Origin of the sequence: Streptomyces sp. NPDC053474, from assembly GCF_044544845.1 — a bacterium.
In the GTDB taxonomy this organism is placed as follows: domain Bacteria; phylum Actinomycetota; class Actinomycetes; order Streptomycetales; family Streptomycetaceae; genus Streptomyces.
The window spans coordinates 66,443-87,315 of record NZ_JBITXV010000009.1 but is presented as its reverse complement, the minus strand read 5'-3'; the positions used below and the strand labels follow the sequence as shown (position 1 = coordinate 87,315).

At 72.5% G+C, this 20,873-nt stretch carries 19 protein-coding genes; 15 read left to right on the top strand and 4 right to left on the bottom strand.

What is annotated here, in order from left to right:
• Positions 1-7 precede the first annotated feature (7 nt).
• Genes ACIG3E_RS22200 through ACIG3E_RS22190 form a run of 3 tightly spaced genes read right to left on the bottom strand, consistent with a single transcriptional unit; the run spans position 8 to position 3,452 of the window.
• The gene (locus tag ACIG3E_RS22200) at positions 8-1,519 is read right to left on the bottom strand and encodes a flavin-containing monooxygenase (protein ID WP_399619066.1); all 1,512 of its coding nucleotides are present in this window, start codon (positions 1,517-1,519) and stop codon (positions 8-10) included.
• Positions 1,516-2,916, bottom strand: a complete 1,401-nt coding sequence (locus tag ACIG3E_RS22195; RefSeq protein WP_399619064.1) for an FAD-binding oxidoreductase — start codon at positions 2,914-2,916, stop codon at positions 1,516-1,518. The genes ACIG3E_RS22200 and ACIG3E_RS22195 overlap by 4 nt, the downstream gene beginning before the upstream one ends.
• Positions 2,913-3,452, bottom strand: coding sequence for an acyl-CoA thioesterase (locus ACIG3E_RS22190; RefSeq protein ID WP_399619062.1), 540 nt, complete (start codon positions 3,450-3,452; stop codon positions 2,913-2,915). The genes ACIG3E_RS22195 and ACIG3E_RS22190 overlap by 4 nt, the downstream gene beginning before the upstream one ends.
• A gap of 387 nt (positions 3,453-3,839) precedes the next feature.
• Between ACIG3E_RS22190 and ACIG3E_RS22185 the strand changes: the two genes are divergently transcribed.
• From ACIG3E_RS22185 to ACIG3E_RS22130, 12 genes are all read left to right on the top strand, one after another.
• Positions 3,840-4,235, top strand: coding sequence for a 4'-phosphopantetheinyl transferase superfamily protein (locus ACIG3E_RS22185; RefSeq protein WP_399619060.1), 396 nt, complete (start codon positions 3,840-3,842; stop codon positions 4,233-4,235).
• Positions 4,232-5,209 (top strand): ACP S-malonyltransferase, encoded by a 978-nt coding sequence (locus ACIG3E_RS22180; protein WP_399619058.1) that lies wholly within the window; start codon positions 4,232-4,234, stop codon positions 5,207-5,209. The genes ACIG3E_RS22185 and ACIG3E_RS22180 overlap by 4 nt, the downstream gene beginning before the upstream one ends.
• 1 nt (position 5,210) lies before the next feature.
• Positions 5,211-5,957, top strand: coding sequence for an SDR family NAD(P)-dependent oxidoreductase (locus ACIG3E_RS22175; protein WP_399619056.1), 747 nt, complete (start codon positions 5,211-5,213; stop codon positions 5,955-5,957).
• An 81-nt stretch (positions 5,958-6,038) separates the two neighbouring features.
• Positions 6,039-6,326, top strand: a complete 288-nt coding sequence (locus ACIG3E_RS22170) for an acyl carrier protein (RefSeq protein ID WP_242714156.1) — start codon at positions 6,039-6,041, stop codon at positions 6,324-6,326.
• Complete coding sequence (gene fabZ, locus ACIG3E_RS22165; protein WP_399619052.1) at positions 6,323-6,817, top strand: 3-hydroxyacyl-ACP dehydratase FabZ; 495 nt, start codon at positions 6,323-6,325, stop codon at positions 6,815-6,817. Before ACIG3E_RS22170 ends, fabZ begins: the two co-directional genes overlap by 4 nt.
• 111 nt (positions 6,818-6,928) lie before the next feature.
• Positions 6,929-7,951, top strand: a complete 1,023-nt coding sequence (locus ACIG3E_RS22160; RefSeq protein WP_399619050.1) for a glycine cleavage T C-terminal barrel domain-containing protein — start codon at positions 6,929-6,931, stop codon at positions 7,949-7,951.
• 61 nt (positions 7,952-8,012) lie between these two features.
• Positions 8,013-10,478: a beta-ketoacyl-[acyl-carrier-protein] synthase family protein gene (locus ACIG3E_RS22155; RefSeq protein ID WP_399619047.1), complete on the top strand. Its 2,466-nt coding sequence runs from the start codon at positions 8,013-8,015 to the stop codon at positions 10,476-10,478.
• Complete coding sequence (locus tag ACIG3E_RS22150) at positions 10,478-10,861, top strand: hypothetical protein (protein ID WP_399619045.1); 384 nt, start codon at positions 10,478-10,480, stop codon at positions 10,859-10,861. Before ACIG3E_RS22155 ends, ACIG3E_RS22150 begins: the two co-directional genes overlap by 1 nt.
• A complete protein-coding gene (locus ACIG3E_RS22145) occupies positions 10,858-11,607 on the top strand; it encodes an SDR family NAD(P)-dependent oxidoreductase (protein ID WP_399619043.1) in 750 nt (249 codons plus the stop codon). The genes ACIG3E_RS22150 and ACIG3E_RS22145 overlap by 4 nt, the downstream gene beginning before the upstream one ends.
• A 47-nt stretch (positions 11,608-11,654) precedes the next feature.
• Positions 11,655-13,262, top strand: coding sequence for an MFS transporter (locus ACIG3E_RS22140; protein WP_399619040.1), 1,608 nt, complete (start codon positions 11,655-11,657; stop codon positions 13,260-13,262).
• Between the two features lie 82 nt (positions 13,263-13,344).
• Positions 13,345-13,680: a hypothetical protein gene (locus ACIG3E_RS22135; RefSeq protein ID WP_399619037.1), complete on the top strand. Its 336-nt coding sequence runs from the start codon at positions 13,345-13,347 to the stop codon at positions 13,678-13,680.
• A gap of 230 nt (positions 13,681-13,910) precedes the next feature.
• On the top strand, positions 13,911-14,261 hold the full coding sequence (locus tag ACIG3E_RS22130; RefSeq protein WP_399619035.1) for a hypothetical protein: 351 nt from the start codon (positions 13,911-13,913) through the stop codon (positions 14,259-14,261).
• Positions 14,262-14,348: 87 nt separating this feature from the next.
• Here ACIG3E_RS22130 and ACIG3E_RS22125 read toward each other — a convergent pair whose 3' ends face one another.
• The gene (locus tag ACIG3E_RS22125; protein WP_399619033.1) at positions 14,349-17,258 is read right to left on the bottom strand and encodes an ATP-binding protein; all 2,910 of its coding nucleotides are present in this window, start codon (positions 17,256-17,258) and stop codon (positions 14,349-14,351) included.
• Between the two features lie 364 nt (positions 17,259-17,622).
• Here ACIG3E_RS22125 and ACIG3E_RS22120 point away from each other — a divergent pair, with 364 nt between their 5' ends.
• The 3 genes from ACIG3E_RS22120 (at position 17,623) to ACIG3E_RS22110 (ending at position 20,869) form a co-directional block, all read left to right on the top strand.
• A complete protein-coding gene (locus ACIG3E_RS22120; RefSeq protein ID WP_399619030.1) occupies positions 17,623-18,231 on the top strand; it encodes an ATP-binding protein in 609 nt (202 codons plus the stop codon).
• 134 nt (positions 18,232-18,365) lie between these two features.
• Positions 18,366-18,983, top strand: coding sequence for a winged helix-turn-helix domain-containing protein (locus tag ACIG3E_RS22115; RefSeq protein WP_399619028.1), 618 nt, complete (start codon positions 18,366-18,368; stop codon positions 18,981-18,983).
• Positions 18,980-20,869, top strand: a complete 1,890-nt coding sequence (locus tag ACIG3E_RS22110; protein ID WP_399619026.1) for an AMP-dependent synthetase/ligase — start codon at positions 18,980-18,982, stop codon at positions 20,867-20,869. The genes ACIG3E_RS22115 and ACIG3E_RS22110 overlap by 4 nt, the downstream gene beginning before the upstream one ends.
• The last annotated feature ends 4 nt before the right edge of the window (positions 20,870-20,873 follow it).

Here is a 20,873-nt window from a genome sequence, read left to right as displayed (position 1 = left end):
GGGACTCCTACGGTGACGTGAGAGGGTGCGCGGGTGGCTTCAGGTCCGCGGGACCCGCGGGCCGGTAGTGGGCCAGGTTCACGCGGCGGGTGCGACGGCGGTACTCGGCCGTCTGGCCGGGCCAGTTGGTGGTGACGAAGGCGTTGTCGCCCCGGTACCAGTTGCGGCAGGTCGACCAGACGGTGGACCGCAGGCGGCGGCGCATCTCCGCCGTGAAGGTGTCCTCGGCGTCGGCGCGCACGTCGAGCAGCGGTCGGGTGCCTCGGCCGATGACGCGCAGCGCGTCGAGGACGTAGCGGATCTGGCTCTCGACCATGTGGACGACGCTCCCGGCGCCGACGTTGGTGTGCGGTCCGTACAGGACGAACATGTTGGGGAAGCCGGGCACCGTCATCCCCAAGTACGCCCTGGCGCCGTCGCGCCAGTGGTCGGCCAGTGCGCGCCCCTCGCGGCCGGTGACGTGCAGCGAGGCGAGGAAGTCCGTGGCCGAGAAGCCGGTGGCCTGGATGATGACGTCGACCGGATGCTCGCTGCCGGTCTCGGTGCGGATCGCGCCCTCGGTGAGGTCCGCGACAGGGTCGGTGACGAGCTCGACGTGGGGTTCGTTGAAGACGGGGTAGTAGTCGCTGGAGATCCCGATCCGTTTGCAGCCCACCTCGTCACGCGGGGTGAGGCGCTCGCGGATCGCGGGGTCGTGGACCTGCCTGCGCAGTTGGGCCGCGCAGCCGTAGGCGGTGAATCCCCGGGTCCGCCACCGCCGGGTCAGGCCGGGCACGGTCAGCTCGTTGAACAGCCACCACCCCAGCCGTGCCGTCTTGGCGCCGAGTCGGCCCAGAGGCCCGCCGACGGGGCGGTAGGTGCGCTGCCAGCGGGGCACCACGTAGGGGGCGGAGCGCTGGAACACCGTGAGGTGTGCCGCCTGCTTGGCCACCTGGGGCACGATCTGCAGGGCGCTGGCGCCGGTCCCGATCACCGCGACCCTGCGGTCGGTCAGGTCCAGGCCGTGCTCCCAGCGGGCCGAGTGGAAGATCTGTCCCGCGAAGCGCTCCGTGCCGGGCAGTCGCGGCGAGAAGGGGGTGCTCAGCTGGCCGCAGGCCGCTACCAGGACGTCCGCCTCGTAGGTGTCGCCGTCGTGCGTGCGCAGGTGCCAGCGTCGCGTGTGCTCGTCGAAGCGGGCCTCGCGGACCTTGGTGCCGAGGCGCAGATGGTCGTAGAGGTCGTGGTCGTCGACGCAGCCGTGCAGGTACCGCAGGATCTCCTGCTGCCCGGCGTACCGCTGTGACCAGGCGTGCGGCGCGAACGAGTAGGAGTACAGCGGGGCCGGTACGTCGCAGGCGGCGCCGGGGTAGGTGTTGTCGCGCCACACGCCGCCGATGTCGGCGGCCCGCTCCAGGATCGTGAAGTCGTGGTGGCCCGCCCGCTTGAGGGCCATGCCCAGGCCGAGGCCGCTGATGCCCGCTCCGATGATGACCACCTGGACCGGACGGCCGCGGCGCCGAGCGCGGCGAGCGCGGTTCACGGCGTGGTCCGTCGGGGGGCGGGCGCGATGTTGTGGTTGAACCGCAGCACGTTCTCCGGGTCGTACGCCGCCTTGACCCGGGCCAGGCGCGCGAGGCGGGGCTCGTCCCAGAAGGCACGGACGCGGTCCGTCTCGTCGTCCTCGGACGTGGTGTTGAGGTAGGTGTTGCCGTGGCCGAAGGTCTTGAGCAGCGAGCTCACCTTCTTGACCCAGGCGCGGCAGCGGTCCGAGTCAGCGGGGTCCTGCCACTGGCAGATCACATGGATCAGCCAGCTGTCCTCGCGGTGCGCGAACGCGGTGGCGTCCGCGGGGACATCGGTGGCGGCCGTGTCGAAGGGGTGGACGTTGAGGGTGGTCAGTGTCGAGGGCAGATCGTCGCCGATGGCCGCGATGGCCGCGATCTGCTCCGCCCCCAGGGCGGGCAGGAACTCGCTGGTCCAGTAGTGCAGATTGCCTGCGGGGGTGAAGGCGTCCAGCATCGACTGCACGGCCACCAACGGCATCGGGCCGATGCTGTCGTACAGCGGGCTGCCGAAGTCCCGCAGGGGCTGCACGGTCCGCCAGGCGTCCTCCATCGGGCCGAAGTAGCGCACGAACAGGGTCACCATCGGCAGGCCCTGGAACTCCTCGGGCACGAAGTCCGCCTCGGGGGCGTGGAGGAACAGCGCGTCCGCGCTCAGGTGCGCGGGGCTGGTCGCGCTGAAGTCCCGCAGGAACGTGAGGACTTCCTCGGCCCGTTCGACGGGGTGGGCGAGGAAGCCCGCCAGCATCATGGGCCCGACCGGGTGTGCCTGGAACTCGAAGGAGGTGACCACGCCGAAGTTGCCACCGCCGCCGCGCAACGCCCAGAAGAGCTCCTCGTGGCTGTCGGCGCGAGCGGTCACCAGCTCGCCGTCGACGGTGACCACGTCGGCGGACAGGAGGTTGTCGCAGGTCAGGCCGTACTTGTGGAGCATCATGCCCACGCCGCCGTTGAGGGTGAGCCCGGCGATGCCGGTCTCCGACATCTGCCCCGTCGGAATCGCCAGGCCGTACAGCTGTGTCTCCCGGTCCACGTCGCCCAGCAGCGCTCCGCCCTGGACGCGCGCGGTGCGGCGCTCGGGGTCGACGTGCACCCCGCGCATGAGGGACAGGTCGATGACGAGCCCGTCGTCGCACATCGCGTGCCCCGCGACGCTGTGTCCGCCGCCCCGCACGGCGATCAGCAGGCCCTCTTCCCGGGCGAAGCGCACCGCCGCGACGACGTCCGCAGTGCCCAGGCACCGGGCGATGGCCGCGGGGCGCTTGTCGATCATGGCGTTGTAGAGCCGACGTGCCGTGTCGTACCCGGCGTCCCCCGGCCCCACCACCTCGCCCAGCAGCTTGCCGCGCAGGCGGTCGAGCGCACCGTCCTTCATGACGACTCTCCAGACTTTCGAGGCGAAACCGCGGACATGTCCTGCGCACCTACGGAGCGCGCGTCCGCTCCTTCACCCGGATTCGGGTTCTTGCGCCGCTTCCGGTAGTTCTCCAGGAATTTCACGAAGGCGTGGTGCATGTCGTCGGGAATTTTGGTCAGGACTCCGCGCTCCGCATCGACGAACGCATGGACGGTGCGCGCCTCGGCGATGAACTGCCCGCCGTTCTTCCGGTAGATCTCGTAGTAATAGGTGAGGGTGCCGGGCGCGGCCGCCCACGTCCTGATCACCAACTCGTCGAGGTACTTGGCGGGCTGGTGGTAACGGACGTACAGATCGGTGGTGGCGATCTGGTACTTGCGGTAGTCGGCGCCCACGTCCAGGGCGAACTTCTCGCGCCCGAGGTCGAACCAGGGAATGTAGCTGGCGTAGTAGGCGTGCCCCTGAAGGTCGCACTCCCCCCAGCGGACGCGCGCCGCGGCCGCCACGCTGACGTCACGCATGATGTGGGTGGCCGACTGCACGAGACGTGGCATGGTCTCCTCGCTCCTCTCCTCAGGCGCTTTCGCACCTCGGGGCCGCAACGCAGCGGTCAGCGCTGCGCCGTCCGCCGCCAGACAAACGCAGGAAGAGGCCGCGGGCACCGAATCTTTCCGCTTCGTTTCTTCAATTGCGCGAATCTTTCGGCGGCCGCACGCGGCTCTCCGGAGCCTGACGGGAATATTGCACGTCCGTTGACAGGAGATCGGCGTCGACCTTAGCTTCAGGGCGTCTTGAGAAGCCGCCCCGAAGAATCCGGAGCCCTTTCCGCACGGGGCCCTCTTCCTTCTCCGAAATCGCCTCCCTTCCGAACGGGCGGACACCAAGCCATGAACATTCCTCACGCAGCCGGGCGGATCCCGGCGGCCCTTCATTCAGCGGGTGTGGATCTGGTGGACCTGCGCCGCTGGGAGCTCGCCCTCGCACGGTGCGGGGAGGGGCTGACGCGGCGGTACTTCGCACCTCAGGAACGGCGCGCCGCACGAGAACTCGCCACCGCCGAGCGGGGCTTCGTAGAGATCCTCGGCCACCTCTTCGGTGTGAAGGAAAGCGTCGTCAAAGCGGTGGGCGGCCTGCCGCCCACCGCGCGCCTCGCGGACATCCACGTCGAGATCGCCGCCGACGGCGACGACGAGGAACCCTGGACCGTGCGGCTCAGCGGCCCCCTGGGCGAGTGGGCCCGGGCCGAGCGGCTCGACGTGGTCGGGGCGTCGACGCCCCTGGGGTCCGGCATGGCTCTCGCCTGGGCGGCGACTCAGGACGCGGGGCCCCGCGCATGAGCCCGACCGTGGCCTTCGTCTTCCCCGGACAGGGAAGCCAGTTCCCCGGCATGGGCTACGAGATGGAGCGGTGGGGGCGCCGGGCCGACGCCCTGGGCAGCCAGGCGGAGGATGTCACCGGGCTGCCGGTGCGTGCCCTGATGAAGCGCGCCGACGCCGCGGCGCTCGCCGACCCCGAGGTGGCCCAAGTGCTGGTCCTCACCTGGTCCCTGGCCGCGCTGGAGCAGCTGCGCGAGCACGGCTGGAGGCCCGCCGTGGTCGCCGGCCACAGCCTGGGCGAGTACACGGCGCTGGTGGCGTGCGGCTGCGTCGACCAGGAGACCGCGCTGTCCCTGGTCGCCCGCCGCGGCAGGGCGATGGCGGCCGCGGCCGCCGCCCGCAGGGGCGCCATGGCCGCGATCGTCGGCCTCGCGCCGCAGCGGGTGCAAGGGCTGTGCCGTGCCGCCTCGGTCGACGGCGAGGTCGCGGTCGTGGCCAACTGGAACTCGCCGCGCCAGCTGGTGGTGGCCGGGAGCCGGGCCGCGATCGAGCACGTCGTCGCCGCCGCGCGGGCCGCCGGTGCCCTGCGGGCCCGGCCGCTGCCCGTCGGCGGCGCGTACCACTCGCCGCTGATGGACAGCGCCCATCAGCGGCTCACCGAGCACCTCGCCGATGTCCCGCTCGCCCCGCCCGCCATCCCGTTCGTCTCCAGCATCACCGGCCTGCGCGTCACCGACGTCGAGGCCTACCGCCAGGACCTCCAGGCGCAGATCGTCTCCCCGGTGCGCTGGCTGGGCGTCATGCGCACCCTGGCCGCGTGCGGCGCGGACACCTACGTCGAAGCGGGGCCGGGACGCGTCCTGCACGGCCTCGCCCGCGAGATGGCCCGCACGGCCCAGCACCTGACGACCGGGGACGCGCTGCGTCGCACGCCCGCGCCGCCCGAACCGGTGGCCCCCCGCCGCACCGCATCCCCCTCCAGCAAGGAACAGTGACGTGAGCGATCTCCAAGGGCGCGTCGCCCTGGTCACCGGAGCCACCCGGGGCATCGGACTTGCCGTGGCCGTCGAGCTGGCCCGCGTCGGCGCCACGGTCCTCATGAACCACCGCGGGAAGCCCGAGCAGGCCCGCGAGGCCCTCGCCCGGGTGCAGGCGATCCAGCCCCGGGCCCGGCTGCTCCAGGCCGACGTCGCCGACGGCGCCGCCATCGAGGACATGTTCCGTTCCATCAGGCACGATCACGGTCGCCTCGACGCCTTCGTCAACAACGCGGGCATCACCCAGGACGGCTACGCGCTCATGATGGGCGAGGCCAAGTGGCGCAAGGTCATCGACACCAACCTCACGGGCGCGTTCCTGTGCACGCGTGCCGCCGCCCGCCTCATGGCGCGGCGCCGCACCGGTTCCATCGTGACCGTGAGCTCGACGAGCGCCGTACGCCCCCCGGTGGGCCAGGCCAACTACGCGGCGGCCAAAGCCGGGAGCGTCGCCCTGACGCAGGCGCTCGCCAAGGAACTCGGCCCCTACGGCGTCCGGGTGAACTGCGTGGTGCCCGGCTTCATCGACACGTCGATGACGCGGCAGATCCCCTCGGACCGCCTCGCGGAGCACCTGCGGCACGTGCCGCTCGGCCGCATCGGCCAGCCCCAGGAGGTCGCGTCCGCCGTGCGGTTCCTGCTCAGTGACGCGGCCGCGTACATCACCGGGTCCTCCGTCGTCGTCGACGGCGGCCTCATCTGCTAGCGCCGCGCGAGGGCCGTGCCCCGCCGTCCATGCCCCGCGACCGACCCCACCCCTCACCCCAGCCACCCAAGGGAGAACACCATGGTGATGACACTCGCCGAGGCGACCCGCCGAGCGGCCGCCCGGCAGGACCTGTGCGCACAGGTCAAGACGCTGCTGGTCGAACGGCTCGCCCTGAACGTCGACCCGCGCTCCATCGGCGACGACCAGCCGCTGTTCGGCCGCGGCCTGGAACTCGACTCCATCGACACCCTCGAACTGGCCATGGCCGTGGAGGACACCTTCGGCGTGACCGTCACCGACGACGACACCCACAGCCTGCTGTCGCTCAACCGGCTGGTCGACCACATCGAAGGCGCCCGCGCATGACCGGCCCGCTCCCCCTGCCGCCCGGCGGCGCGGTGCTCGGCGCCGACGACATCGCCCGGCTGCTGCCGCACCGCTACCCCTTCTTCCTGCTGGACCGCGTCACGGCCCTCGAACCCGGCACGAGCGCGGAGGCGGTCAAGAACGTCACCGCCTCCGACGCCGTCCTTGCCGGTCACTTCCCGGGCCGCATGCTCTACCCGGGAGTCCTCCTGGTCGAGTGCGTGGCACAGCTCGCCGCGGTCATCTACGGCAGCGCCGCCGCCCGGTCGGCGACGGGAGACCTCGTGGCGGACGTGGCCGACCGGGTGGGCTATCTCGCCGAGATCCGTCAGGCCAAGTTCCTCAAACCCGTTCTTCCCGGCGACCAGGTGACCGTACGCGCACGCAGCGGTCCTCGCCTCGGTGGTCTGATCTCGGTCACCGGCCAGGCGGCGGTGGGCCGGGAGCTGGTGATGACCGCGCGTCTGGCCGTCACCGAACTCGCCCCGTGACACCGCCGTGGCGCCCTCCCGCCCCGCCGCACCTCATCCCTCCCTCGGTACCGGTTCCCGTACTGACTCCCGTACCGACCGCATCTGTCGACCCCCCTTGGAGACGCCACCATGACCACTGACCTCCCCACCACCACCGATGAGGAGTACACGGCCCTGCGTGAGGGGGTCGGTCTCGTCGACTACGAAGGCGCGGGCCTGCTGACCGTCACCGGGCCCGACGCCACGGCCTACCTGGGACGGGTCGGGACGCGCGGCGTCGACTTCCTCCTGGAGGGCCAGAGCACCTCCTCGCTGCTCCTGCGCGAGGACGGCACCATCGTCGCCGAGGCGCTCATCCACTGCCGCGGCACCGACTACCTCGTGGAGATCTGGCCGGACCAGGCCCCCGCCGCCACCGCGCGGCTGCTGGCGGCCGCCGCGGAGCACCCCGATGTCACCGTCGAGGACATCAGCACGCGCTGCACGGTCCTCGGCATCGAAGGGCCCTCCTCCTTCACGATCGCGCAGGCGTACCTCGACTTCCCCATCGCCTCGCTGTCGTACCGCAGTTGCGTCGGCGTCGAGTGGGCGGGGAACGCGGTGACGCTCTCGCGCACCGGTGTCACCGGGGAGTACGGCTACAAGTTCTTCGTCCCCTCCCCGCACGCGGCGACGCTGCGGGCGGAGCTCAGCGCGCGGGGCGCGGTGGAGTGCGGCAGGCAGGCGCTCGACATCTGCCGCATGGAGGTCCGCTTCGCCAGCCACGAGCACGAGCACACCGGCGGCCCGGTGACCCCCTTCGACGTGGGCCTGCAGTGGATGCTCGACCCCGACCAGGACCACGTGGGACGTGAGGCCCTCGACGAGCGGCGCCCGCACGAACACCGCTCCCCCGTGTGCTGGGCCGCGGAGCCCGAGCTGGACGCGGCGCCCGGCCGGGGCACCCCGGTCGCGGTCGAGGACGCCGAGGTGGGTGCCGTGACGCACTGCGTGTGGTCCCCGCGGCTCGGCCGCTTCATCGGCACCGCCGCCGTCGACCCCGAGGTGGCCGCCTCGGGCCAGGAGTTCCGCCTGGCGGGGACCGGTGCGGTGGTGCGGACCGTCTCCGCGCCCTTCCTGACGGCCACCAGCCTCGGCGTCGCGCTCGACTGAGCCCCTTTCCGTACGCGGCTCACCCCGGCCACGACCGTGGCCGCAGCGAACAGGAGAAACCATGAGCTCCAGCACACGGCGCGCGCAGAGCGTCGCCGTCACCGGGATCGGCATCAGCTGCGCGCTCGGCACCGGCGCGGAGCAGGTCTGGCGGGCCGTCCAGAGCGGCGCCCACGGCATCGGCAAGACCGAGCGCCTCGATGTCTCCGCCCTCAGCTGCCGCTACGCGGGCGAGGTGCGGTCGGTGCCCGCCGGGGTGCGGCGCGTCGGCATGCGCCCCGACCGCGCGACGCGCCTTGCCCTGGCCGCCGTGCAGGAGGCCGTCGAGGGCGCGCACCTGAGCCTGGCCGACCACGACTCCTACCGGGTGGGCGTGGCGGTCGGCACGTCCGTCGGCGGCCTGGAACACGGCGAGCGGTTCCACTGGGACATCCTCAAGGGCGGCCCCGGCGCGGCCGGGCGGCACCGGCTCACCAGCTATCCGCTGTACACCTCGGCGGACGCGATCAGCGTGGCGTTCCAGCTCAGGGGCCCCAAGGTGGTGCTCTCCAACGCCTGCGCGGCCGGGTCCAACGCGATCGGCTATGCGGTGGACGCCATCCGTGAAGGGCGCGCGGACATCATGATCGCCGGTGGTGTGGACGTGCTCGACCTCCTCTCCCTCGCCGGGTTCGACAGCCTCCACGCCCTCGACACCGAGCCCTGCGCCCCCTACTCGCGCAGCACGGGCACCAGCCTCGGCGAGGGATCCGCCTTCCTCGTCCTGGAGGCGGAGTCCCTCGCCCAAGGCCGCGGCGCCGCCGTCCTCGGTCACGTCCTCGGCTACGCGACCACCAGCGACGCCTACCACGCCACGGCTCCCGACCCGGCGGGCAACGGCGCCTACCGCGCCATGCGCCGCAGCCTCGCCCAGGCCTCGCTCACCCCCGAGGACGTCGACTACGTCAACGGCCACGGCACGGGCACTCCGACCAACGACAAGGCCGAGACCAAGGCGGTGGCCGACCTCTTCTCGCCCGCGCCCCCGGTGCCCATGAGCAGCACCAAGTCCCAGGTGGGCCACATGCTCGGGGCCGCCGGTGCCATGGAGGCGGCCACCTGTGTCCTGGCCCTGCGCGACGGGGTCCTGCCGCCCACCGTCAACGTCGCGGAGCCCAGCGGCCTCTCCCGCGACGTCGTCGCCAACCACGCCCGCCCGCAGGCCCTGGACGTCGTCGTCTCCAACTCCTTCGCCTTCGGCGGCAACAACTGCTCCCTCGTCCTCGGCCGCCGCCCGGCACCCCCCGCGGAGGTGCCCGACCACCGCGTGGTCATCACCGGCGCCGGTCCCGTCACCGCGCTGGGCAGCGGCCGTGAGGCCTTCCTCGACGCGCTGCGCGCGGGGACCAGCGCCATCGGGGCCGCCCGGCTGACCGATCTGTCCCTGTCCCGCACCCGCCGGGCCGCGGAGCTCGACAGCGCCGAGTGCCGACGCCATGTGGACCCGGCCTACGCGCGGCGCCTCGACCAGATCGGCCTGCTCACCCTCGCCGCGAGCCGTCTCGCCGTACGCGACGCCGGTCTGCGGATCACGAAGGCCGACGCGGAGCGCACCGGCATGGTCTTCGGCACCTTCAGCGGGCCCATGCAGACCGTCGCCCAGCTCAGCGAGACCATCGGCACCGCGGGCCCGCACCGGGTCAACCCCCGGCTCTTCCCCAACTCGGTCATGAACGCGGCGGCCGGTCACGCCTGTCTCGCCCTGCAGATCCGCGGCCCGCTGTCCACCCTGGCCACCGGCTGCGTCTCCGGCCTCAGCGGCCTGGCCTACGCCGCCGACCTGGTGCGGCGCGGCGAGGCCGACGTCATGCTCGCGGTCGGCGCGGACGAGCTGACGCCCCTGCTCCACTGCGGCTTCGACCGCCTGGGCCTGCTCTCCGACGACGCCCTTCGCCCCTACGCCGCCTCGGCCGGTGGCACCGTGCTGGGCGCGGGCGGCGCCGCGCTGGTCGTTGAGTCGCTTGAGCACGCCCTGCGGCGCGGGGCGACGATCCTCGCCGAGGTCAAGGGCCACGCGGTGACCTCGGACGCCTACCGCGTCGCCGGGAACGACCCCTCCGGCGCGGCCTGGGCCGAAAGCTTCACCCGCGCCCTCGACCACGCCGACATGGCTCCGGACGACATCGGCACGGTGTACGGCGACGCGCGCGGCACGGCCGCCATCGACACCGCCGAGGTCGCCGCCGTGAGCCGGGTGTGGCAGCCCGGGCGGGTGCGGCTGAGCAATCTCAGCCCGTACGTGGGGCACGTGCACAGCACCACCTCGCTGATGTCCGCGGTCTGCGCCACCGAGACCGTACGCACCGGCTGGAGTCCCGACGTCCCCCTTCCGTCCGCGCCCGGGAACGTGACCCCGTACCTCCGGGCCGGTGCCGAGGCGGGCCGGGCCTGCCTGGTCACGGCCGCCAACTGGGGCGGTACGTACGCCTCCCTCGTCCTCGCGCCGTACACCGGCCCGGCGGCGACGGCCCGGACGGCGGTGGGGTGATGGCCGCACCCGCACCCGCCCTCACCCTGCTCTCACCCGCGCAGATCCCCGATCCGGACGACGCCCGCTGGCACAACTGGCTCACCGCCGAAGAGATCTCCTTCAGCCACGGCTTCCACCGTGCGCACGAGCACCTGGCGGCACGCAGGGCCGCGAAGGCCGCCGTCGCGTCGCTCCTGGGCCTGCCGCCCGACCCCCGGCTCTGCCGGGCGCTCGAAGTGCTCCGGGCGCCCGGTGCCGGACCCGTCCTCCGGCTCGGCGCCGCCGCCACACACCAGCTGCGCAGTAAGGGCCTGCCCCACCCCCGCGTCTCCCTGACGCACGCCAGGGGCCACGCCGCGGCGCTCGCCTGGCTGCCGGTCCCGCAGGCGGCCGCGCGATGACCGCGGGAAGCCAGGTCGCCCTCGTCACGGGCGCGCTGGGCGGCATCGGCCGGGCCGTCACCGAGCACTTCCTCGCGCGCGGCATGGGCGTGCTGGTGACCGACCTGGACGGCGAGGCCTGCCGCCGGGCCGCACTCGACCTCAACGGCGCGGGCGGCCCCGGCCGCGCGCTGGGCTGTGGCCTCGACGTCACCGAGCCCGAGGCGTGGGACCGGGCGACCCGGCTGGCCCGGCGCCGCTTCGGCCGCCTCACCGTCCTGGTCAACAACGCCGGAGCCCTGGGGCACCAGCCGCTGGAGGGCACGAGCGAGCAGGAGTGGGCCCGCGTGGTCCGCGTCTGCCAGCGCGGCACGTTCCTCGGCATGAAGGCCGTGGCCCCGTGCCTGCGTTCCGCGGGTGGCGGCGCGATCGTCAACGTGGCCTCGGTGTACGCCCTCGTGGGCTCGGGCGCCTCGTTCGCGTACCACGCGGCCAAGGGCGCCGTCCGGTCCATGACGACCGCTGCGGCCGTCGAGCTCGCTCCCGGCGGGATCCGGGTGAACGCCGTCTATCCCGGCATGGTCGCCACCTCCATGACGAGCTCCGCCCCGGCACGGTTCGTGCAGCGGGCCGTCGACGCGACACCGCTGTGCCGTGCCGCCCGCCCGGAGGAGGTAGCGGCCGCGGTCGGCTTCCTGGCGTCGCCCGCGGCCTCCTACGTCACGGGCGCCGAACTCGTCGTCGACGGCGGCTACACCGCCCGCTAGGGCCTGTCCGACCGGCAGTACCGCACTCATGAAGGGCCGTAGCGCTCATGTCCCTTGCGTCTTGTCGCCGACCGTGGTCGGTCCTCGCGGTGCTGTGCACCGGCTTCTTCGCGATCGTCATGGATACGACGATGGTCAACGCCGCGATCCCCGTCATGATCGGCGAGTTCGAGGCTGGCCTCGGTGAGGCGCTGTGGGTGGTGAACGCCTACGTCCTGACCTACGCGGCGCTGCTGATCACCGGTGGACGGCTGGGCGACCGCTTCGGCCCCAAGCGGCTGTACCTGGCGGGCCTCGCGGTCTTCACGGCCGCGGCGGGCTGGTGCGCGACGGCCGACAGCATCCGCGAGTTGATCGCCCTGCGCGTGGTGCAGGGCCTGGGCGCGGCTCTTTTGACGCCGCAGACCAGCGCGTTCATCACCGTCCTCTTCCCGCCCCGGCTCCGGGGCACGGCGTTCGGCGTCTGGGGCGGTGTGATCGGCCTCTCGGCCGTGGCGGGGCCCCTCGCGGGCGGGGGCCTGATCGCGTGGGCGGGCTGGGAGTGGATCTTCCTGGCCCATGTGCCGCTCGGCTGCGTCGCCTTCGTCCTGGCGGCCGTGGTCGTGCCGGACCACCGCTCGCGCGTCCCGCACGGCTGGGACGTCACCGGCACGCTCCTGGTGACGGCCGGTCTCGCGGTGTTCTGTTGCGGGCTGTTGGAGTACGGCCGCCCCGGCGGCACGGCGTCGGTGCGCTCCGGAACCTGGGTGGGCGTCGGCGCGGCCCTGCTGGTCGGCCTCGTCGTGCAGCAACGGCGCACGCGGGGCGAGCCCTTGGTGCCGCGGGCCCTCTATCAGCGCCGCGTCTTCGTGAGGGTGGCGGTCGTCGGTGCCGGTGTCCACTTCGCCGTGGTCGGCACCGCGCTGCCGCTGCTGCTCTACCTCCAGAACATCCTGGGCAACGATCCGCTGGCCGCCGCGACGATCACCGCTCCCTCCGCCCTCGCCGTCGGTGTCGTCGCCGTCGTGGTGGGCAGGTGGAGCCAGGGCGCGCGCACGGCTCGACTGCTCGGCGTGGGCGTGCTGGTCTACGCGGCGGGACTGGCGCTCACCGTCCTGTGCGCCCCGCCCGGCATGAACGCGTGGCAGTTGCTCCCGCCGATGCTGCTCGCCGACGCGGGCATCGGCTGCACCCTCGCCCCGGTGACGGCCATCGCCTTTCAGAGCGTGCCTCCTTCCCTGGCATCCGGCGCGTCGGGGGTGCTCAACACCGCGCGGCAGATCGGTGGCGTCCTGGGCGGGGTCGCCGTCGGCTCCCTGCTGCGCCTGCGGCTCTCCGCCGACCTGCCGGGGCACGCCCGCGCCGCGGCGGAGGACCTGCCGTCCCGGCTGCGCGCGCCCTTCACCGACTCCCTGCTCCGCCTCTCGGGCGACAGCCTCACGCGGCCCGCGGCTCCGGCCGACCTGTCCCCGCGCGAGGCAGGCCTCTTCGGGGACTTCACCGACGCCGTCTTCCAACAGACGTTCATCAGTGCCTGGCGCACCACGATGGCACTTCCCGTCGGTGTCCTGCTGCTCTGCTACGTACTCAGCCGACGCCTGCCCCTTGAATCCCCTCTCCCCATACCACCGCAAGGAAAAGGAAAGAAAATCCCTCACCCTTCGAAGAGTCTCTAATCTGATCGGGGGCAGAAAGGAAAAAAGCCCCGCCGTGCAATTCCCGGAACATTTCACAGCACATCGAGAAGGAAGGGCTTCCATGTCGAACACCCCCAGCAAGATCGCCCGGATCCTCTGCTCCGCCGCCCTTGTGGGCGCGGCGGGCGTCGCCGTCGCGGGTCCCGCGCAGGCGGCCTCGCAGGCCCCCTCCTCGCAGACCAGTGCCGCCCCCCAGGGGCAGTACGTGCACTTCCAGGGCAAGCTCACGGCCGTGGCGGACGACCACGTCAAGGTTGCCACGGGCGGGACGGTCGTGACCGTGCTGCTCACCGGTGACGCCTACTGGATCGGCGACCTGAAGGTCGGCGCCCAGGCCGACGTCACGGCCGCCCTCGACGAGGGGGTCTACACCGCCAAGGTGATCGTCACCTGGTAACCCCCGCCGCTCCGCCCGCCCGGGGCCCGCGCCAGCGGACCCCGGGCGGTTCTTCTTGCCCGGGAGCGGGGCCCGCCCCGGAGAAGGAAATCCAAAACGCCGAAAGATCAACGAAATTAAACCAATCGCTGAAGCACAGGAAGAATATCGTTCGGAATGCCAGATCGCCTTTCCGGATACCTGCTCAATTTCCCGCAAGGGAATCCGGAACCAACATCGTGGAGTGCAGTATGAACAGATACCGGAACCTTTCGGTCAAGCTGGCGTCAGTCGTCGTCGGGCTGGTCGGCATCATGGGTGCGTTCGCTTCGACAGCTCAGGCGGCTTCGGCGGACCCGTCGCCCGTGAGGGCCGTCAGCACCCGGGCCGCCAACCCGGCCGAGGTCACGCAGTTCTTCGGCCGGATCACCGCCTTCAAGGACGACTACCTCGAACTCGCCACGCAGAAGGGGCAGATGCGCTTCAGCCTCCGGCACGGCGCCGACTACTGCGGCCCCATGCGCGTCGGCGTCTACGCGCTGGTGGAGGCCACCTTCGTGAACGGCGAGTGGTACGCGAAGCGGATCCAGGCCCGGGGATAGCGGATACCAGCTCGGATGCGGCCTCTGCCGGGGAAACCTCCGGCAGGGGCTCACGTGTGCCCGCGCCTCCCGTGGCGACCGGCCGCCTCACCGAAGTGGACCGTCGCCGAGGTGGGCGTCGAGGGCCCGGGACACGTCGGCGCGGTTGACGACCCGCAGTTTCTTCAGGGTCCTGGCGACGTGGTGCTCGACCGTGCGCACCGAGAGGCAGAGCGCCTGGGCGATGTCGCGGTTGCTGGCGCCTTCGGCGAGGAGCCGGGCCACCTCGACCTCCCGTGGCGAAAGGCCCTCCCCATAGCCACGCCTCCCGGGTGTGGCGGGGCGTTTGGCACCCGCCCGCCGCAGGGCGTGCCGACACCGGGCGAGGTCGGCGGTGGCCCCCAGCCTGCTGTAAGTGTCGAGCGGTTCGTCGAGCGAAGCGGGCTCCGCCTGCTCCTCCGGACCGCCGTGGCACAGCGCGAGCAGTTCGGCGGCCCGGGCGGCGAAGTAGGGCCTGCCGATGGTCCGCCACCTGTCGCGGGCCTGCTGGAACCACCGGGCCGCGCTCGCGGGGTCGGTGCTCTGCTCCAGTACGCCACGGGCGACGCAGAGTTCGGCGTCCGCGGCAGGCGCGACATAGCTTCCCCGCGCCGCCAGGGCTTCGGCCACCAGGTCCTGCGCCTTGGCACGGTGACCGGTCGCCAGGCCCGCGCGGACCGCCGCCTGGACCGTGCCCAGCGGCTTGTACCAGATCTCGGCGGACCGGAGCAGCCGCAGCGCGGGCCCGAGCGCCTCCCACGCCTTGTCCGGCTCGTCGCGGGCGAGATGGAGCTCGGCGGTCGCGGCGGCGGCGTGCAGGAAGCACACGGTCCCGCCGATGCGTTCGGCCGCGCGGCGGGCGAACTCCAAGTGTTCCATCGCCGTGCCCCACTGCCCCTTGCAGACCGCCAGGCTACCGCCGATGAGGGCCTGTTCCCGCTGGGCGATCGCCATGTCGGGGCAGGTCGTGTTCAGCTCGTCGAGGCGCTCTTCGAGGCCGGACCAGGCTCCGGCGAACCAGTCGCACCGCAACAGCTGGGTCCGGGCGTAGCACTCCAGGGAGGGGTTGACGCCGTCGGCCGTCAGCCGCGCGACCTCGTGGAGCACCGCGGCCGCGCGTGCGTCCTCTCCCCGGTTCAACGCGTTCGACCCGACGTTGTACAGGGTGATGAGTCGCTGTCTTCGCGCCTCGGGGTGCGGAGAGGACCGCGGCAGGGCGTCGACCAGTTCCCACAGGCGGGCGTCGCCCTTGCGGGACATCAAGAAGAGCTTCGCGCCTTCGAGTTCGGCCAGCCGGGCCTCGTCCTGGCAGCCCCGCAGGGCGTGCTCGGCCCGGACCACCCATTGATCGAGCTCGGCGGCCGTCTGCGTGCGCTCGTAGAAGATCGCGCCGAGCATTCCGGACGCAGCGTGCGAGGGCCACGGTCCGAGCTCCTCCACCGCCTTCATCAGCTCGCGGTACGAGGCCTTGTCGCCCGCGTGGTTCACGAGTACCGCGGCGAGCGTGAGCCGCACGCGGCCGCGGGTCTGGACGGGCAGGGTGGCGTCGTCCACGAGCCGCCGCATGATGGCCAGGTGGTGTGCGAAGCGCGTGAACTTGTGCGCGATGTCGCTCAGGGCGAGCGCGGCGCGTGAGCGCACCTCGGGCCGCACTCCGTCCTCGCCGAGGATGCCGTGCAGGAGTTGGGAGGCGATGCCGTCGTCCCCCATGCTGATGGCTTCGCGGGCCGCGGCCTCCGCCTCGCGCAGCCACGCCTGCTTGTCCCCCAGCGCTTTGGTGTGGTGGGCGATCTGGACGAGGGCGGGCCGCCGCTGTCCGCGCAGGACGCCGTGGGCCCGCTGGTGCAGGTGGATCCGCTGGGGGCCGGGAAGGTCTCCGTAGACGGCTTGCTGCGCGAGCACGTGCCGGAAGGCGTACTTGGCGGGTTCCGACTCGTGCAGGAGGGAGCGGTGCAGGGCTTGGGTGAGGGCGGCGGTGGCCTGCTCGGCCTCAAGGCCCGCCACCTCCGCAAGGACGTCCTGCGGCGCGGGGACCGCGAGGACGGCCGCGGCCTCCACGAGGCGGGCGGCGGACTCAGGCAGCTCGGCAAGGCGCTCGTGGACGGCTTCGCGCAGGGAGCGCGGCGCCGGTGACCGGCCCAGGAACTCCACTTCCTGTTCGAGCCCTTGGGCGGCGTCCTGCGCGGTGCTCCTCTTGCGCCGGTCCAGGAGGGTGAGCAGGTCCTCCTCCACCACCAGGGGGAGTCCGGCGCTGCGCCGGTGCAGGACCCGGCCCAGGGTGTGGCCCGCCACGCGTCCCACGACGCCCGAGGCCAGGGCCGTGACCTCGCGCGCGCTGAGCGGCTGGAGCCGGATCTCGCCGCCCGACACGCCGATCGGCCGCCGGTACGCGTTGCCGAGGACCGGCTCGGTGGGCGGCAGGTCCTCCGCGCGGTAGGTGAGGACGAGGCCGAGGCCTCCGGGGGGTTCCCGGGCGATGAGGAACAGCAGTTCACGCGTGGCCTCGTCCGCCCAGTGCATGTCCTCGATGACCAGCACGACCGGCTCGACCGCGCGCAGTACGGCGCGGATGCCCAGGACGAGCCGGAGGCGCTCGGGCATCGCCGACGTCGCCTGTCGGGAGTCGTCGAGGTGGGGGGCCAGGTCCGGCAGATAGGCGGCCAGCGTGCCGGTTTCGGGAGGCAGCAGGCAGTTCCGGGGCAAGTGCTCCGCCGCCTTGCCGACGGCTTGGAGGACGGGGCCGTACGGGAACGGCTCGCGCAGCGGGTAGCAGAGCCCCGTCGCGATCTGCGTACCGGAGGCCGTCAGGAGCAGTTCCGCCTCGCGGACGAGGCGTGACTTGCCGGAGCCCGCCTCGCCTTCGATCATCACCACCGAGGGCAGGCTGCGCAGGGAGGTGACGAGGTCTTCGAGCTCGCGCTCACGGCCGACCAGGGTGAAGCCGTCTCTCCGCATCCCCGAGATGTCCGCGGAAGTCACCGCCTGAGCCACCGGTTCTCGTCCTCTGCAGGGTGTGAACGGCCTACCCGAAACACCAGGCCAGACAGCCAGTTTAGCCAGCGCTGCCCCCTTCGTACGCCCGGCCGCCGGGGGCGCGCGAAGCGTGGAACGGGCGGGCCACAGCGCCCCTGGCGCCCAGCGAAACGGCACACGAGCGCACGAGCCCCCATCCATCCACGAGCACACGAGCACACCCCCCATCCAGCTCCACACCACGCAGTCCGTGCTCCCCGCCACGCAATAGGTGGTGCCCCGCATTGAACGCGCATCTATCCGCACGGTCCTCTGGGTGTCGACAGGCGCGATCCCGCCCAGCTCCGCTCAGCGGACCGAGGAGACAGAGATGACTCCGTTCGTCGACAACCGCAGCAACGTGGCACTGGAGACCAGGCCCGTGCTCAGCGCCCGCACCGACACCGGGCAGCCCCGGCGCCCGCACGGCGCGGAGCCTCCGGTGGCCGCCCCGCCGGATCCGGCGCCGCAGACCAAGGACGCCCGTACCGACCGGCGAGATCGCCGAACGCGACAGCCGGGGGGCTTCCGCGCCCTGCGGCTCCGGCTTCCGGCTGTCGCCGACGCGGTGCCCGGCGCCCGTCACCGGGTGCGCCGCTCCGTGATCGAGTGGGGCTGGGGCGACCAGGCAGACACCGTGGAACTCCTGTTCTGCGAGCTGCTGTCCAACGCCGTCAAGCACGCGGCGACGGGTTCCCGGACCGAGGAGACGGTCGAGGTCAGCGTCCGGCAAGGAGACGCCTCCCTGATCGTCACGGTCGACGACTCAGGGTCCAAGGGCACTCCCACGGTCGCCGACTCCCGCGTGGACGAGCTCGCGGAGAGCGGCCGGGGGCTGTTGCTGGTGGAGGCCATGGCCTCCGCGTGGGGCTGTAGCCGGACCCGGAAGGGGACCAGGACGTGGTTCCTGCTGGACCCGGCCGGTTCCGGGCTCCGCTGAGGCGGGCCCGGCCGCCGAGGGCGGCGACGCCCAGGCCTCCGCGATGCCCGGCTCCCCTCCCCCGGGGACGCTCGGCCGGGCGATGAGGCCTCACGAAGAGCACACGTCCCCCAGCGCCACAGGAAGACGCATACATGAGCCGCTTTCCCGCACCGCTTCCCCCGCACCCCGGCCGCTCGACGGGGTCGCCGAGGCACACGCCGCAGGCCGTGTCCCCCGCCGCGACAGGACGCCGGAGCATCCACCGCGCGACCGGGGGCATTCCGGCGCTGCGCTGGCCGGAGCAGGCCGCCGTGGTCCACGAGCTGCGCCTGCGCAAGGTGCCACGGCTCCTCCTGGTGCTCCCCGGAGAGCAGCCGCCGACGACCGTGGACCCGTTGGAGGACTGGGCGCGGCTTCCGGTCGACGAGCGGGAACTCCAGGTGCGCTGCGAGACCTTGCGGGCCAGGGCCTCGCTGCGCAAACCGGTGATCGACGCGCAGGACGTGCTGCGCTTCGCCGGGCGGCACCTGCCGCTGGCGGCGGGCGAGGCGGAGATCGTGCGCCACCTCGCCGAGTCCTACGGCTCCGTGGTCAGCCGTGAAGAGCTGGCCGCCCGGCTGTGGCCCGACGACGACAGCGGCCGTCGCAACGCGCTGGACGTCAGGATCCTGCGCACGCGCCGCCGGGTCGCCCCACTCGGCTTGATCATCAGCACGGTGCGGCAGCGGGGCTATCTGCTCCACGCCGAGCTCGACGAAGGAGCGGTATGAACGCCGAAGGCACCACCCCGATCGCGCGCTTCGGCCCGCTGGACCGGGGTGACGGCTGGGACAGCCCGACCGACCCCGGCGAGACGCTGGCGCACCTGGCCCGCCGGAACGCGGCACTGTGGCCCGAGGCGGCGGCGCTGCGCTGGCGCGACACCGTCGGCGACCGGCGTCACCTGACCTACGCCGAGGCCTGGAGCGACAGCGAGGGCACGGCGCGCGGTCTGCTGTCCCTGGGCCTCGTACCGGGCGATCGCGTGGCGGTGCTCAGCGGGCTGCGGCCCGAGTGGACGACGACGCTCATGGCCGCCGCGACGTCGGGCCTCGTCGTGGTGTCCCTGCTGCCCTCGACCGTCCCCGAGGAGATCGTCCACGTACTCGGTGACTGCGGCGCCCGCGTGGTGGTGTGCGAGAACGCGGCGCAGCTGGCGAAGGTCGAGGCCGCCTGGCACCGGCTGCCGCACCTGCGCCACGCCGTCCTGATGGACGCCCCGGCCGAGGTCTCGGACACCGGTCCCGTGGAGCACCCGGCGCGCACGGTGAGCCTCGGCGAACTCCGGGCCCGGGGGCGGGCCCACGTCAGCACGGCGGAGCTGCGACGGCTCTCGGACGCGGTCCGGGCCGAGGACCTGCTGGCCATCATCTACACCTCGGGCACCACGGGCCCCAAGAAGGGCTGTGCCCTCACCCACGGCAACTACGTCAGCGTCCTGCGGGCGCACCCCCGGCCACCGCACTGCCCCGGGGCCGGACGGGACCACAGCAACGGGACGATCTTCGTCGTCACGGGGCCGCACACGATCGCGATGCTCATGCAGGTCCTGGCCTGGTGGTCGCGGTACACGCTCGCCTTCCGCCGGGGCGGACCCGACGACAGCCTGGTGGACGAGATCCGTGCCGCACGCCCGCAGATCCTGCCGCTGGTCCCGCTGGCGCTGGAGCAGATCTACAGCGCGGTCCTCGCCACCTGGTCCGAGGCGGACGCGTCCCTGGCCCTGCAGGCGGCGCGGGCCGGTCTGGACGCACGTGAGCGCGTCCAGCGCGGGGAAGCCCTGCCGCCCCGCCTCCAGGAGTGGTTCGACGCGATGGAGGAGTCCCTGTTCGCCGAGGTGCGCGGGCACTTCGGGGGCGCGCTGCGACGGGCGACGGTATCGGGCGCGCCGGTGTCCCAGGAGATCCTCTCGTTCTTCCTGGGCTGCGGAGTTCCCCTCGTGGAGTGCTACGGGATGACGGAGACGGCGGCGGTGGCCACCACCAACACCCCCGACGCCTACCGCCTCGGGACCGTGGGCAGGCCCCTGCCCGGCGTCGAGGTCGCCACGGCGCCCGACGGGGAGGTCCTGATTCGGGGCGCCAACGTCTTCAGCGGCTACTGGGGCTCTCGCGAGGACGCGTTCGGCAGCGTGCGCGACGGCTGGCTGCACACCGGCGACCTCGGCAGCATCGACGCGCACGGATATCTGACGCTCACCGGACGCAAGAAGGAGCTGATCCAGCTCTCCCACGGTGTGGCCGTGACACCGCACCCCCTAGAGAGCGCGTTGCGTAGGCACCCGCTGATCTCCCATGCGGTCGCCTATGGGGAAGGCAAGCCGCATCTCGTGGTCCTCCTGACGCTCGACGAGCGGTACGCCCGGAAGTGGGCGGCCGAGCGGAGCCTGCCCACCGACATCCCGCGACTGACGCGGGAGCCGGTCCTGCGGGAGGAACTGGAGCGGACGCTCGCGGAGGCGAACGCCACCTTGCAGGAGTACTACCGAGCCCGGGCGATCACGGTTCTTGAGCGTGATCTGTCGTTGGAGGAGGGGGAGTTGACCATCTCGATGAAGGTCGCGCGGCACGTGGTGCACGCGCGGTTCCGTGCCATGCTCGAAGCGCTCTACGAGTGACGTC

Bases quoted from the DNA above. Each gene is read 5' to 3' on its own strand.
- ACIG3E_RS22150 (WP_399619045.1), top strand. From the start codon at position 10,478: ATGGCCGCACCCGCACCCGCCCTCACCCTGCTCTCACCCGCGCAGATC.
- ACIG3E_RS22180 (WP_399619058.1), top strand. From the start codon at position 4,232: ATGAGCCCGACCGTGGCCTTCGTCTTCCCCGGACAGGGAAGCCAGTTC.
- ACIG3E_RS22110 (WP_399619026.1), top strand. From the start codon at position 18,980: ATGAACGCCGAAGGCACCACCCCGATCGCGCGCTTCGGCCCGCTGGAC.
- ACIG3E_RS22195 (WP_399619064.1), bottom strand. From the start codon at position 2,916: ATGAAGGACGGTGCGCTCGACCGCCTGCGCGGCAAGCTGCTGGGCGAG.
- ACIG3E_RS22190 (WP_399619062.1), bottom strand. From the start codon at position 3,452: ATGCCACGTCTCGTGCAGTCGGCCACCCACATCATGCGTGACGTCAGC.
- ACIG3E_RS22140 (WP_399619040.1), top strand. From the start codon at position 11,655: ATGTCCCTTGCGTCTTGTCGCCGACCGTGGTCGGTCCTCGCGGTGCTG.
- ACIG3E_RS22170 (WP_242714156.1), top strand. From the start codon at position 6,039: ATGGTGATGACACTCGCCGAGGCGACCCGCCGAGCGGCCGCCCGGCAG.
- ACIG3E_RS22160 (WP_399619050.1), top strand. From the start codon at position 6,929: ATGACCACTGACCTCCCCACCACCACCGATGAGGAGTACACGGCCCTG.
- ACIG3E_RS22135 (WP_399619037.1), top strand. From the start codon at position 13,345: ATGTCGAACACCCCCAGCAAGATCGCCCGGATCCTCTGCTCCGCCGCC.
- fabZ (WP_399619052.1), top strand. From the start codon at position 6,323: ATGACCGGCCCGCTCCCCCTGCCGCCCGGCGGCGCGGTGCTCGGCGCC.
- ACIG3E_RS22130 (WP_399619035.1), top strand. From the start codon at position 13,911: ATGAACAGATACCGGAACCTTTCGGTCAAGCTGGCGTCAGTCGTCGTC.
- ACIG3E_RS22115 (WP_399619028.1), top strand. From the start codon at position 18,366: ATGAGCCGCTTTCCCGCACCGCTTCCCCCGCACCCCGGCCGCTCGACG.
- ACIG3E_RS22155 (WP_399619047.1), top strand. From the start codon at position 8,013: ATGAGCTCCAGCACACGGCGCGCGCAGAGCGTCGCCGTCACCGGGATC.
- ACIG3E_RS22120 (WP_399619030.1), top strand. From the start codon at position 17,623: ATGACTCCGTTCGTCGACAACCGCAGCAACGTGGCACTGGAGACCAGG.
- ACIG3E_RS22145 (WP_399619043.1), top strand. From the start codon at position 10,858: ATGACCGCGGGAAGCCAGGTCGCCCTCGTCACGGGCGCGCTGGGCGGC.